Below are 14,522 nucleotides of genomic sequence, written 5' to 3'. Positions count from 1 at the left end.
GTTTTTTTTCAATGTTTTACTTATAAACTTTTTATAATATATAATCTGTACTTACAAAATTGGATAGCTTGGCTTCCAGTAAATGTTCCACTATTTCTGTATTCAATTCATTATCCTTAAAAGCCACGAACGTACGTATAGAGAAAGAACGCAAAGCATCATGCACACTTAAGGTTGCCTGTGCAGAATCTTTTCTACCGGTAAACGGATAAACATCTGGTCCTCTCTGGCACGAACTGTTTAAATTAACACGACATACCAGGTTTACCAGCGTATCAATTAAAGGAGAAAGTGCATAAACATCTTTCCCGAACAAACTCACTTGTTGTCCATAATTACTCTCTGCCATATCATCTAAAGGTTCTTCAATATCAGTAAAAGGAACAATAGGAATAATAGGTCCAAATTGCTCTTCTTGATACACGCGCATATCTTTAGTTACAGGATAAAGCACAGCAGGCCAAATGTAATTATCAAAATGTTTGCCTCCTTTTTTATTGATAATTTTGGCTCCTTTAGAAAGTGCATCGTCAATTAATCCCTGTATATAGGCAGCTTTATCCGGTTCTGGTAACGGAGTAAGTTTTACACCATCTTCCCAAGGATTTCCAAATTTTAATTCATCTACTCTTTTAGCAAATCGTTCGTTGAATTTGGCTCTAATTTCTTCATGAACATAGACCACTTTCAATGCGGTACAACGCTGACCGTTAAAAGATAAGGTTCCTGCCAAACATTCATTGATGGTTAGATCCAAGTCCGCATCAGGTAAAATTATAGCAGGATTTTTTGCTTCTAAACCTAGCACCAAACGTAATCTATTACTTTTAGGATGTTGATCCTGTAAGGCATTGGCAGATTTACTATTACCGATCAAAGCCAAAACATCTACCTTACCTGTTTGCATAATTGGGGCAGCAACCGTTCTACCACGACCAAAAAGAACATTGACCACACCTTTAGGAAAACTGGTTTGAAATGCCTCTAGAAGCGGTGTAATTAAAAGAACTCCATGTTTTGCAGGCTTGAAAATGGTTGTGTTCCCCATTATAATCGCAGGAATCAACAATGCAAAAGTTTCGTTCAATGGATAATTATAAGGCCCTAAACAAAGTACGACCCCTAACGGTCCTCTTTTAATATGTGCGTATACGCCATCATGTTTGGTGAATTTAGCTGCATCACGATCTAGTTGCTTATAATCTTCAATAGTATCTTCTATATACTCAACAGTTCTATCAAATTCTTTTTGGGAGTCCGGCAGGGATTTTCCAATTTCCCACATCAACAATTTGACCACTTCATCTCTTTTGGTCTTCATTTTAGAAACAAAAACCTCCATACATTCAATACGGTCCTTAACATGCATAGTTGGCCATACCCCCTGCCCTTTGTCATACGCTTTTAAAGCACCATCTAATGCTTCATGTGCTTCTGCCTCTTGCAAGTCTGGGATACTACCCAGCAACGTAGGTTTGTATTCTTTTGTTGAAGATATGGTAGAAAAAACCTGTGTGGTCTCTCCTTTCCATTCTTTTAATTCTCCATTGACCAAATAATGTCTTTGATCTATGGTTGATGTTATCTGAAATTCTTGTGGAATTTTAATGTCGCTCATTTCTTTTACGATTTACACTAATATTAATGGTCGTTTATAGATTGATTTCTAATAAATTATTGAAATTGAATCTCATAGATTAAAAGTAGTTTAAACCAAATATTCAAACAAATCTGGTTTATCATTAATATAATCTCCATAAAAATTGTTAGTTTTCATACGTTCTATCAATGGTTTTAAATCATCTGGATGTTTTAGTTCTATACCCACTACGGCCGGAGCATTTTCCCTACTCGACTTTTTGGAATATTCAAAATGGGTAATATCATCCGTGGGACCTAAGATATCTACAACGAATTCCCTTAAGGCGCCTGGCCTTTGAGGGAACCTAATGATAAAGTAGTGCTTTAACTTACCATACAATAAGGCACGTTCCTTTATTTCAGCCGTTCTTGTGATATCATTATTGCTACCCCCTATAATACAGACCACATTCTTACCTACTATTTCATCTTTGTACTCATCTAAGGCCGCTATGGATAATGCCCCGGCAGGTTCTACCACAATTGCATCTCTATTGTAGAGATCTAGAATGGTTTGGCAAACTTTACCTTCATCAACAGTAATCATGTTATCCAAGTAATAATTACAAATAGGATAAGTTAAACTGCTCACCTGCTTTACCGCAGCACCATCAATGAATTTATCAATTTTCTCTAAAGCCACCACTTCACCTAAATCCATGGCCGTTTTCATAGAAGGTGCACCTTTAGGTTCTACCCCAATAATTTTAGTATTTGGCGATAATTGACTGAAAACACTTATTAGTCCAGATGCCAATCCGCCACCACCTATACAAACAAAGAGATAATCAATTGGTTTTTTTGTCTGCTCAATAAGCTCAAGACCAACCGTAGCCTGACCTTCAATAATCTTAGGGTCATCAAAAGGATGCACAAATATTTTACCTGTTTTATCACCGTGAATTTTAGCTGCCTGGGAGGAATCATCGAACGTATCGCCCTGTAAAACTACATCTACCCATTCGCCACCAAAAAGCTTAGTTTGCTCTACTTTTTGTTTTGGAGTTACAGATGGCATATAGATTGTACCTTTGATCTTTAAATGACAACACGCAAAAGCAACGCCCTGGGCGTGGTTACCGGCACTGGCACAAATGACTCCTTTATTTCTTTCCTCTCTGGTCAAAGAACTAATCTTATTAAAAGCTCCCCTAATTTTGTATGATCTTACCCGTTGTAAATCTTCTCGTTTTAAGCGAATTTGACAATTAAATTGTTTAGACAATCTAATACTATCCGTCAAAGGAGTTTCGTCGGAAATTTCAGAAATAGTCTTTGCTGCTTGCAAGACATCATTTAATGCAGGAAAGTATGCCGGTTTGCTACCTTTCATATCATATTCTTTGCTAATGGTACAGTAATCATAAATGTATAAAACATAAATTGTCCGCTTAAGTAATGTTCAGTGAAATCTGCAAAAGAAATTCAGCTTGCAGCTTTGAACATACCCAACCGGACAATCTGTAAGTTTACCTAAACTTTAAAACCTTATACTATAGGCTTCATTGCTGTCATTGACTCACGTAAATGCGCACCAACTATTTCTACCGGATGTTCACGTAATGCCTTGTTCACTGCTATCAATTGAGCGTTGTCCACATCATTATCTATATCTGCAGAGAAATTTTTACCGATTACGTCTGTATCTATATCCTTCATGAAATCAGTCAATAAAGGCTTACATGCATGATCAAATAAATAACAACCATATTCAGCCGTATCTGAAATTACACGGTTCATTTCAAACAATTTCTTACGCGCAATGGTGTTCGCAATTAATGGAGTTTCGTGTAAAGATTCGTAGTAAGCAGACTCGGCTATAATTCCTGATTCTGTCATTGCCTCAAAAGCCAATTCTACACCAGCTCTAACCATGGCCACCATTAGCACTCCGTTATCATAAAACTCTTGCTCTGTAATTTCTTGACCACCTGCAGGAGTCTTTTCAAAGGCAGTTTCACCAGTAGCAGCTCTCCATGTCAAAAGATTTTTGTCATCATTTGCCCAGTCTTCCATCATTGTTTTAGAAAAATGACCGGTCATAATATCATCCATATGCTTTTGAAACAACGGACGCATAATATCCTTTAATTCTTCGGATAATTCAAAAGCCTTAATTTTTGCAGGGTTGGAAAGACGGTCCATCATATTGGTGATACCACCGTACTTCATACCCTCGGTAATAGTTTCCCATCCGTACTGAATTAGTTTTGAAGCATAACCGGCATCAATTCCTTTCTCTATCATTTTATCAAAACATAGAATAGAACCCGTTTGTAACAAACCACAAAGAATAGTCTGCTCACCCATCAAATCTGATTTTACCTCAGCAACAAATGAAGATTCCAAAACACCAGCTCTATGCCCACCTGTACCAGCTGCATAAGCTTTTGCCTGTGCCAAACCTTTACCTTCAGGATCATTTTCTGGGTGAACCGCGATCAATGTTGGTACACCAAATCCTCTTTTATATTCTTCTCTAACTTCTGAACCTGGACTTTTTGGAGCCACCATGATTACCGTAAGATCTTCACGTACCTGTGTGCCCTCTTCAACAATATTGAAACCATGGGAGTATGAAAGAGTAGCCCCTTTTTTCATTAATGGCATTACCGCACCAACTACAGCAGTATGTTGCTTGTCTGGCGTAAGGTTAATAACAACATCGGCAGAAGGAATCAACTCTTCATATGTACCTACCGTAAAACCATTTTCCGTTGCATTGATAAAAGATTGTCTTTTTTCCTTTATAGCAGCATCACGAAGTGTATAGGCAATATCCAAACCAGAATCTCTCATGTTAAGACCTTGGTTAAGACCTTGTGCACCACAACCTACAATAACAATTTTTTTGCCTTTTAAAGCATTTACACCATCAGCGAACTCAGACGAATCCATGAAGCGGCATTTTCCAAGTTGCGTTAATTTATCCCTTAATGATAGCGTATTAAAATAATTGGCCATTTTGTTTTTACTTTATTGATTATTTATATGATTCTCGTTTATTAAAATTCTTTAAGCATTGCAGAAATATCCATTACATCTTTAGTAACCGAAATTCTACCGGAACGCACAAACTGCATAATTCCGTAAGGTTTTAATTCATCGTGCATATCATCAATCTCATTTCTTCTTCCGCTTTTGGCGATAACGAAGAAATCTCTGGAAACCGTGACAATCTGTGCATTGTTATCTTTTATAATATTCTGTATTTGACGTTCATCGAACAACAATCCCGATGCTATTTTGAACAAAGCAGATTCTTGATAAATAGTTTCATCATCGGTATGGTAAAAAGCTTTGATCACCTCTATTTGCTTTTCGATCTGACCGACAATATTATGCACCCACTTCTCTGTGGTATGTGCTACGATCGTAAATTTAGAAACGTCGTCAATTTCTGATTTAGAGACGTTTAAACTTTCTATATTGATATGTCTTTTTAAGAATATACCCGATATTCTATTCAGTAATCCTACATTATTTTCTGAATATACCGAAATTGTAAACCATTTATTTTCCATAAGCTTTAATTACCTATTCCTTTTTGCTAAAAGGATTTTATGGTATCATTATTATTAATCTTTACTACTTCTTTACTGCCATAATTAAACCGGTAGACCAGTTCATTTTTGTCAGTTGTAAATCTTTGCGTTTTTCCAAATATGCGGTTAATGCAATTACATTATCCTCATGACCATCTGGCCAATTAGGTTGTTTTGTCATATCATCTATAATGTAAAATCCGCCAACCTTAACTAAATTTAAAACCTCATCGATCTCACTATACTTTCCTGGCCAGGCATCTGCAAAAATTAAATCGAACTGCTCACCAGTATATTCCTTTATCCATTCAGTACCGTCTTTACAAATAAGTTCAACCCTATCATCTTTTCCAAAATAATTATTTGCGATAGTGGTTAGCTCTTCATCGTTATCTACTGATATCAATTTAGAACCAGCATCCATACCTTCAACCATCCAAGACAGACTAAGACCAATACCGGTACCTATTTCCAAAAAACGACCGTTTGGCTTGGACGAGATCAAAGTTTTTAGAAAACTACCCACATACAAATCTGACGGCATCGTAAATCCGATTTCCTCAGATTTACGAGTTATTTCATTATGAATTTTTGGAATATCCTGTATGTTGGTATCGTTCATGAGAGTTTATTTAACCATTCTTACTTCAATCTAATTTCAGAGACCGAAGCACCAGAAGGTATCATAGGGAACACATTATCTTCTTGTTCCACTTTTACCTCTAAGAAATAAGGTTTATCCGAAGTCATCATTTCCTGAATGGTAGATTTTAGATCCTTACGTTCAGAAATACGCTTTGCCTCAATACTATATCCTTCAGCTATTTTCACAAAATCCGGATTCACCATTACGGTAGATGCATATCTTTTATCAAAGAACAACTCTTGCCATTGACGAACCATACCTAAGTGCTCATTATTTAGTACCACAATCTTCACTGGAACATTATGCTGGAAAATTACCCCAAGTTCTTGAATGGTCATTTGATATCCGCCGTCGCCAATGATAGCCACCACTTCCCTATCCATGGCACCCATTTTGGCACCGATAGCTGCAGGAAGGGCAAAGCCCATAGTACCTAATCCGCCAGAAGTAATATTACTTTTAGATTCTGAAAACTTGGCATACCTACAAGCGATCATTTGATGTTGACCAACATCTGTAACGATAACCGCTTTGTTATTGGATGCCAAATTAATTTCTTCTATCACCTCGCCCATTGTCAAACCTTCTTTGGTCGGGTGAATGTCATTTTTTATGATGGTATCAAATTCAATCTTATACTTTTCCTTGAAGATATTATGCCAAGCCTCATGCTTATTAGAATTCAACAATGGCAAAATTAAACCTAAAGTCTCTTTAGAGTTACCTAAAACCGCCACATCGGCATGTACATTTTTATTGATTTCGGCAGGGTCAATTTCAAAGTGAATTACCTTAGCTTGTTTGGCATAATCCTCTAACCTACCCGTTACACGATCATCAAAACGCATACCTATGGCAATCAACAGATCACATTCATTTGTAAGTACATTTGGGCCATAGTTACCGTGCATACCTACCATACCCACATTTAAAGGGTGGGCAGTATCCAATGCAGATGCACCCATAATGGTCCATGCAGCAGGAATTCCAGTTTTTTCTACCAACTCTTTCAATTCGGCTTCGGCCTTACCTAAAATAACCCCTTGCCCCCAAACTATAAAAGGTTTTTTGGCGCTATTGATTAAATCGGCAGCAGCCTGTATCGCTTCGGAGTTTGGTTTTGAAACCGGTTTATAACTTCTTACCGCAGTACATTTCTCATAAGAAAAATCGAAGGCTTCTATTTGTGCATTTTTGGTAATATCAACCAATACCGGACCCGGTCTACCTGATTTTGCAATGTAAAAGGCTTTCGCCATTACTTCAGGAATTTCGGAAGCTTCGGTAATTTGATAATTCCATTTGGTTACAGGAGTAGAAATACCAATAATATCGGTTTCTTGAAAAGCATCTGTACCCAACAACTGCCTTGTTACCTGACCAGTGATACATACCATAGGTGTAGAATCTATTTGAGCATCTGCAAGACCCGTCACCAAATTGGTAGCTCCAGGACCTGAAGTTGCTATGGCAACACCCACTTTACCGGAAACACGTGCATACCCTTGAGCAGCATGCGTAGCACCCTGTTCATGTCTGGTAAGAATATGCGTTAATTTATCTTGAAACTTATATAACTCATCGTAGACGGGCATAATAGCCCCACCAGGGTAGCCGTACATTGTTTCGACACCTTCTGCCAACAAACAATGAATTATTGCTTCTGCTCCAGAAATCCTTATCGTTTTCTTGGAATCCGTACCTTTTTTCTTCTCTTTTACTGTTTCCATAATTAATAGTCAAATTCAAGCATTGCATATAAGAGCTACAACCACCTGATATTATGTACCACCCAGAATTGTCTAAAATCCAGACAGCATTATTTAAAACTCATCGGTTACACAACCATTAGAAGCGGAAGATACCATACGTGCATATTTGTACAAGCTTCCTCTTTTTACTTTTAATTCCGGTTGTTTCCAATTTTTTCTTCTTTCTTCTAACTGCTCATCGGTCAAGTCTACAGAAATTTCATTCTTTTCTGCATCAATGGTGATGATATCCCCATCTTCCAACAAACCAATTGTTCCCCCATCTTGTGCTTCAGGAGCCACGTGACCTACAACGAAACCATGCGTACCACCAGAGAAACGACCATCTGTTATCAAGGCAACATCTTTACCTAGGCCAGCACCCATAATAGCCGCAGTAGGTTTCAACATTTCTGGCATTCCAGGACCTCCTTTTGGTCCTTCGTACCGAATGACCACTACATCACCTTTTTTAACTTCGCCCTTACCAATACCGGCATTGGCCAAGAACTCATCGTTATAAACTTTAGCCGGACCAGAGAAATACAGACCTTCTTTACCTGTAATTTTAGCAACGGCACCTTCTGTAGCAAGATTACCATAAAGAATACGTAAATGCCCCGTAGGTTTAATAGGATTGTTTAATGGTTTAATAACTTGCTGATGTTCTATTAACCCTGGAAGTTCAGCTAAATTCTCCGCAATTGTTTTACCGGTTACGGTTAAACAATCGCCGTGCAACATACCGTTCACCAACATAAATTTCATAACCGCAGGCACACCACCTACACGGTGAACATCTTCCATTAAGAATTTACCACTTGGCTTTAAATCTGCCAAGAAAGGTGTGGTATCACTTATTTTTTGAAAATCATCTAAGGTAAATTCCACATCGGCTGCTTTGGCAATGGCCAAAAAGTGAAGTACTGCATTGGTAGACCCCCCTAACAAGGTCAATAACCTAACGGCATTCTCCATTGATTTACGTGTAATGATATCACTAGGCTTAATGTCCTTTTCCAATAAGGTTCTTAGTGCCTTTCCGGAATTTATAGCATCGTTCTGTTTTGGTTTTCCTATTGCCGGATTGGATGAATTATAAGGCATAGCCATTCCTAATGCCTCAATTGCAGAAGCCATGGTATTTGCCGTATACATACCACCGCAAGCACCAGCCCCTGGGCATGCATTCTGTATGACCCCTTTGTAATCCTCCTCGTTCATGGTACCGGCCACTTTTTCTCCCCAAGCCTCAAAAGCAGAAACGACATCCAATTTTTTATCCTTAAAGCATCCTGAGGCTATGGTTCCGCCATATACCAAGACAGATGGTCTGTTTAAGCGTATCATAGCCATTAATGCACCCGGCATGTTTTTATCACACCCTACAACGGTTACCAAACCATCATAATTCATTGCCTGCACTACAGTTTCCATAGAATCTGCAATAATATCCCTAGATGGTAATGAGTAGCGCATACCGTAAGTACCCATAGATATGCCGTCACTTACCCCAATGGTGTTAAATACAAGACCAACCAAACCGCTATCATTAACACCGGTCTTCACCTCTTGTGCTAAATCATTAAGGTGCATATTACACGGGTTTCCTTCATAACCGGTACTTCCTATACCTATCAACGGCTTCTTTAAATCATCCTCCGTTAGCCCTATGGCATATAGCATTGCTTGTGCCGCTGGTTGTGTTGGGTCTTGGGTTACATTCTTACTGTGCTTGTTCAATTCCATATTGTAATTATCGTATGCTTATCTTATTAGGTTGACCTAGTATATCAAAGATAAAAGTTTATAAAAGTTTAAATTTTTAACAAAATTGGACAGTATAAATCCATTTCATTTATTTATGAATTAACCTACTGATAAACAGCAAATTAAATAGGTTATTTATACCATATTCAATACTTCAAATCCACTAATATTTCATATCTATTCTATAAAAAAAACCTGTATCATTTTTTCTGATACAGGTTTTTTCAAATAATGAAAAGCTATATCATTCCAAACTATGGAATGACAAGAATGACATTATGAAAGTTATTAGTTGTTAGCATACTGCAATACTACATAATTTTATTCTAGAATAAAAACAAACCTAAGTTTGTAATATAACACTTGACTTGGTTCTCGTTAAATAAAAAAATTGATTTCCCCACAAGCGATTAACCATTAAACCAGTTTAAAACTAATTGGATTACCCACTCTTTTCTGTGCCAATATACAAATAGCTTTATTCGATAATTGCATAATTCTTGGGTAGCCACCAGTTGTTTGGCCATCTTTCATTAAGATAATTAATTTACCCGAAGGAGTAAGCTGTACCGTTCCCGGTAAAGTAGCCGATGTTAGCATGGATAAATTATGCGGGGCAATGGTTTCATGGACTTGATAGGCCATTCTGTTATTTTCATGTGCAACCGTAAATGTTTTTGAAAACAGTTCCTCCAATTGCTTATCTGTCAACAGTTCAAATTCGGGACCTTTAGAAACCTGTAGAATGGTATCCTCTAAAAAAGAGTCTACCTTGAGCTCTGAAATTTTAGGTTGAAATATTTGTTGATATTGATAGGGAACTACATCACCATCTATAAACCTATTACTCTCCGTTATGGGTTTGTAATATGACCTACTTTCCAAGATTTTTTTTGGGGTAAAGCCCCCTTTGACCCCTAAGTAGCATCTAAATCCTTTGACCAATTTACCAAAAGACACGATATCCCCTGCTTCTATTTGATAAACCTTATAGTTCTGTATAGGTAAGTTATTTAAAGTAGCCAACATTTGCGCACCACCTAATACGATATAAGTTTCCTCTTCAAACAATAAAGTAGGCCCCGTCATGGTAATTTCTAACACCGCTGCACTCTTTTCATTTTCAAGCAAGGAATTTACTTTGAAAACGGACATTTCATCCATTACGCCAGAAACAGGTACCCCCTTGTTCCTATACAAGAATCTACCTGAATCCTGAACCGTGGTATAAAATCCAGCTTTTAAAACTTTAAGCATTCAATACAATTTTTTCCGGTTGATAAATTCCTACTTCGGCCTCAATTTTATGAAGTTTATACGCAGCCCTTGATATTTCAAAAAATTCAATTTTGTCACCCACATTTACGAAACATGGATTATCCTTGGAAGCATTAAAAATTGGAACAGGGCAATTACCTATTATATTCCATCCACCTGGAGATTCTTGAGGGTAGATACCTGCCTGTTTTCCTGCAATCCCTACCGCCCCTTTAAGTACTTTTGGTCTGGGTGATGCTTTTCTGTTAATTTCCAAGTTTTCATCAAGTCCGCCCAAATACATAAAGCCCGGTAAAAATCCTATGCCATATACCGTGTATTGCGCACCGGTATGCAGAGCTATAATTTCGGAAATAGATTTGTTCAATTTTTCCGCTACCTCATCAAGGTCCAAACCAAATTCCAAATCATAACAAACCGGCAATCGCCACAAAACTTTTTTAGACGGGCCCGCTTGGCTAAGTCCACCGTACAAGGTATCTAACTCCAATACTAGCCTGTTATGGTCAATTTCATTCTGCCTATCGACCAGCAACAAAGAATTATAAGATGGTACCATTTCCCACTGTGGACTAGAGAACCCATTGCTTTGTAATAAAGTTTGGTATTGTAAAATAATCTCAAGAATCTTTTCACTTACCTCATGTGGCCATTCTATTAAAATAGCATGTACGCCAAATGGTTTAATTTTTATTTTAGGGGAATTCACTATTTAAGTTGTAAATTAAATTCAGGTAATTTAGATGTAATATACGTTAAAATATCAGACGCCGCAGGAGTATCGCCATGAAAACAGTAGGTATCTGCATACATAGAAACTTTTTTGTTTTCTATTGATTTTACACAATTGTCATTGACCATTAATATTAAATGATTTAACACATTCAACTTATTGGTAATTAGTGCATTTTCTTCCTTTCTTGAAACCAAGCTTAAATCTGAATGGTAATTTCTATCCGCAAAGGCTTCTCTCTTAATCTTCCAATTTTGGGATGTTGCTATTTCCGCAATTAAACTACCATAGGGAACATATAAAAATGTATTTTCCCTATAAGCTTGTATAGCATTCAAGAATACCAAAGCAAGCTCTTTGTTCTTTGCAACATCATTATATAATGCACCGTGTGGTTTTATATGATGCATTGATAGATTCCATTTATTACAAATAGTAGTAAACAATTCTAATTGATTCCTAATATGCCCTGTTAAATCCGTATGCGATATATTCAAGGAAACCCTACCAAAATTATCTTTATCCGGGTATGATGGATGTGCACCAATAGATACGTTGTACTGTTTTGATAGTTTTAAACAGGTTTCTATACTTCTAGAAGAACCTGCATGACCGCCACAGGCAATGTTGCACGAACTAATTAGGGGAAACAAAATATCTTCATTACCAACCCCTTCACCTACATCACAATTTATATCTATAGCTCTTATCATATATTTATAATAACCCTATAACGCTCAATATACTCTTTACACCCAAAATTATGGACAATATTATAATTAGGGTTCCTATTAAATTTTGGGTCTTATTATTTTTATGGCGACCCATGACCCCTGTCCTATTTACCACCCAAAGTAGGAAAACCGCAATTACCGGTAATAACAACCCATTGGTTATTTGAGCAAATTTAATGACCTGGATAGGTTTAACACCAAAAGACAAAAATATTACGCCTAGAATAAGAATAATCATCCATACCGATCTAAACCTATTATCATTCATAGTGGCCTTCCACCCAAAGCAACTATTGGCAACATACGCTGCGGCCAATGGTGCAGTTATGGCAGAGGTTATACCGGCAGCAAAAAGTCCCACTCCCATAAAGTAAAGAGCGGCAGCACCATATAACGGTTCCAATGCTTTGGCCATATCCATTACACTATCTACCTCTGTAGTTTTTATGGCAGCAGCCGATATCATTATACTAATAGATACCACCCCGCCTAAAATAATAGACACCAAGGTGTCTCGTTTTGCTAAATTTAAATCACTGATCGTCTTCCATTTCTCGCTCACCAATGCCGCATGTAAAAAAAGATTATATGGAACAACCGTAGTACCTACAAGCGCTATAATAGTTAGAATACCATTTTCTGGAATTGACGGTATGAACAACCCTTTTAACAACTGCAAGATATCTGGACCCGTAAGAAGTGCGGTCGCTAAAAAAGACAAACTCATGATAAGCACCAAAAAAATAAAGACCTTTTCCAATGTCTTATAACTTCCAAAAAACAACAATGTAAACGCAACAGCACCTAATATATAAGGATACCAAGTACTATATTCAAGACCGAACAATGCATGCATACCTAACGTAGCACCCCCTATATTTCCTGCTTCATAGGAGGCATTACCTATGATTATCGCGGAAAATATCAAAGCAATGACACTATTACGGACCCATGGGTTATGAAGCTCTTGTTTTATTACATCTGCCAAGCCTTTTTGGGTAACAATACCCAAACGTGCAGACATTTCTTGAAGAATATAAGTGGCAATAATAGACAACAACATAGCCCACAACAAACTAAAGCCAAAACCAACTCCTGCCAGGGTACAAGCCGTAACAGTACCCGGACCAATGAATGCAGCGGCTACAAGTACCCCTGGACCTAATTTTCTAAACATATTGCTTTATCTGAAGTTGTGTAAATATAATTTTAAAATTATGAAAACGTACACCACTTTCAATTTCAATTTCACCACAATTTTAACATTTTACAATGCAGTTAATCTAAAAAAATGCAGTTCGTCTAAAAGTTGGGAGTCATTCATCGAAACAATATACTAATCTTAAAATATCACGGTTATAACTATCCCAAAACTTAAAACTTAACCTATTAATGACTTGTTTAGAATGTAAGAAAGAACTTGGTTATATAGATCATAAAAATGCAATGGATACGGTTGGTGTTGAATTATGCTCCAAACATTATAAACGCATAGAGCTATTGATCAAAAAACATGACACCCCTTTAGAGGCCGTACAATTATATTATGCGCTTAAAGAAGCAGGTGTAAACTCTATGTTAGAATGGTGGGATGGTAAAAAATCTATAGATATAGCCATTTCACGCGTTAAATTAAATATTGAAATTGATTCCAAATATGATAAGCTTACGGAACATGAAGCGATCAATAATTTGGAGGAAGCCATGCATTCCTTTAGAAATGGTTTTACCACCATTAGAATTCCACATATTGTCGTAAGGTATTATTTAAACGAAACCGTAAACAATATTATAGGAATTATGGAAGGCTTAAAGGCCAATATCAAGGTAATTAATTAATACCATTATTATGGAAAATACCAAAAAAGTATATAAGAATCAATTAAGAGCTGCCTTAGCTACTCTGCTAATTGGCTTTCTTATGCGTGTATTACACTGGCCTTTTGCAGCCGGTATAATATTTACGTCTTTTGCGGCTATCCTAATCATGTACACTATTAGATTTTTTAAAAAAGAAGAAAAAAAACCTATAGACCTAATTAAAATGGCTTTGGTTTTATTTTGGACTATTAACGGTCTTCTTACTATTTTAAAGTTTCCATATACCATTATTTTTCAAATTGGAACTGCCTTGACCTTTATTGCATGGTTTGCCATGGAAGGCACTTCATACTTTATGCAAAAAAACAGAAGTATTAAAAACAGCCTAGCCGAAATCATTTGGAACTTTGTAATGGTCTTAGGTGTACTGACCATAATCTTAGGTGGTCTCATGCATTTATTAAGTTGGGAATATAGCATACCCACCTTAACCGTGGGTCTTACCATAGTAACCAGTTATATCCTAAAGGATATCTTTACATCTTCCAAGGCGCATAATGAAGATGATATAAACAATGAAGGGTTATATTTCTAAAGTATACT

13 protein-coding genes are annotated in these 14,522 nt (G+C 36.9%); 2 read left to right on the top strand and 11 right to left on the bottom strand.

The annotated features are described in order from the left end of the window. Positions 1–31 precede the first annotated feature (31 nt). From ABVM52_RS15660 to ABVM52_RS15610, 11 genes are all read right to left on the bottom strand, one after another. Complete coding sequence (locus tag ABVM52_RS15660) at positions 32–1,618, bottom strand: NADP-dependent glyceraldehyde-3-phosphate dehydrogenase (RefSeq protein WP_405382016.1); 1,587 nt, start codon at positions 1,616–1,618, stop codon at positions 32–34. Positions 1,619–1,708: 90 nt separating this feature from the next. Continuing rightward, a complete protein-coding gene (gene ilvA, locus ABVM52_RS15655) occupies positions 1,709–2,974 on the bottom strand; it encodes a threonine ammonia-lyase (protein WP_405382015.1) in 1,266 nt (421 codons plus the stop codon). Between the two features lie 155 nt (positions 2,975–3,129). Then, entirely contained in the window at positions 3,130–4,605 is a 1,476-nt protein-coding gene (gene ilvC / locus ABVM52_RS15650) for a ketol-acid reductoisomerase (RefSeq protein ID WP_405382014.1), read from the bottom strand. 41 nt (positions 4,606–4,646) lie between these two features. Then, the gene (gene ilvN, locus ABVM52_RS15645) at positions 4,647–5,165 is read right to left on the bottom strand and encodes an acetolactate synthase small subunit (protein ID WP_405382013.1); all 519 of its coding nucleotides are present in this window, start codon (positions 5,163–5,165) and stop codon (positions 4,647–4,649) included. A gap of 64 nt (positions 5,166–5,229) precedes the next feature. After that, positions 5,230–5,808, bottom strand: a complete 579-nt coding sequence (locus tag ABVM52_RS15640; protein ID WP_405382012.1) for an O-methyltransferase — start codon at positions 5,806–5,808, stop codon at positions 5,230–5,232. A 20-nt stretch (positions 5,809–5,828) separates the two neighbouring features. Continuing rightward, on the bottom strand, positions 5,829–7,562 hold the full coding sequence (gene ilvB, locus ABVM52_RS15635; RefSeq protein WP_405382011.1) for a biosynthetic-type acetolactate synthase large subunit: 1,734 nt from the start codon (positions 7,560–7,562) through the stop codon (positions 5,829–5,831). Positions 7,563–7,655: 93 nt separating this feature from the next. Next, positions 7,656–9,332, bottom strand: coding sequence for a dihydroxy-acid dehydratase (ilvD, locus tag ABVM52_RS15630; RefSeq protein ID WP_405382010.1), 1,677 nt, complete (start codon positions 9,330–9,332; stop codon positions 7,656–7,658). A gap of 438 nt (positions 9,333–9,770) precedes the next feature. Beyond that, positions 9,771–10,610: a biotin-dependent carboxyltransferase family protein gene (locus ABVM52_RS15625; RefSeq protein ID WP_405382009.1), complete on the bottom strand. Its 840-nt coding sequence runs from the start codon at positions 10,608–10,610 to the stop codon at positions 9,771–9,773. Further along, complete coding sequence (gene pxpB / locus ABVM52_RS15620) at positions 10,603–11,340, bottom strand: 5-oxoprolinase subunit PxpB (protein ID WP_405382008.1); 738 nt, start codon at positions 11,338–11,340, stop codon at positions 10,603–10,605. The genes ABVM52_RS15625 and pxpB overlap by 8 nt, the downstream gene beginning before the upstream one ends. Beyond that, the gene (locus tag ABVM52_RS15615) at positions 11,340–12,077 is read right to left on the bottom strand and encodes a LamB/YcsF family protein (RefSeq protein WP_405382007.1); all 738 of its coding nucleotides are present in this window, start codon (positions 12,075–12,077) and stop codon (positions 11,340–11,342) included. Before ABVM52_RS15615 ends, pxpB begins: the two co-directional genes overlap by 1 nt. Positions 12,078–12,081: 4 nt before the next feature. Continuing rightward, on the bottom strand, positions 12,082–13,275 hold the full coding sequence (locus tag ABVM52_RS15610; protein WP_405382006.1) for an Nramp family divalent metal transporter: 1,194 nt from the start codon (positions 13,273–13,275) through the stop codon (positions 12,082–12,084). 215 nt (positions 13,276–13,490) lie between these two features. Between ABVM52_RS15610 and ABVM52_RS15605 the strand changes: the two genes are divergently transcribed. Together ABVM52_RS15605 and ABVM52_RS15600 are read left to right on the top strand one after the other, a co-directional pair. Further along, positions 13,491–13,937 (top strand): hypothetical protein, encoded by a 447-nt coding sequence (locus tag ABVM52_RS15605; protein WP_405382005.1) that lies wholly within the window; start codon positions 13,491–13,493, stop codon positions 13,935–13,937. Between the two features lie 10 nt (positions 13,938–13,947). Continuing rightward, positions 13,948–14,514 carry a hypothetical protein gene (locus tag ABVM52_RS15600; RefSeq protein ID WP_405382004.1) on the top strand — a complete coding sequence of 189 codons (567 nt, stop codon included), beginning with the start codon at positions 13,948–13,950 and terminating at the stop codon, positions 14,512–14,514. Positions 14,515–14,522 lie beyond the last annotated feature (8 nt).

Origin of the sequence: Maribacter sp. LLG6340-A2, assembly GCF_045057105.1 — a bacterium.
GTDB lineage: Bacteria > Bacteroidota > Bacteroidia > Flavobacteriales > Flavobacteriaceae > Maribacter.
Note: the sequence above shows the minus strand (reverse complement) of the source record. Positions and strands in the feature narration are given on the sequence as shown.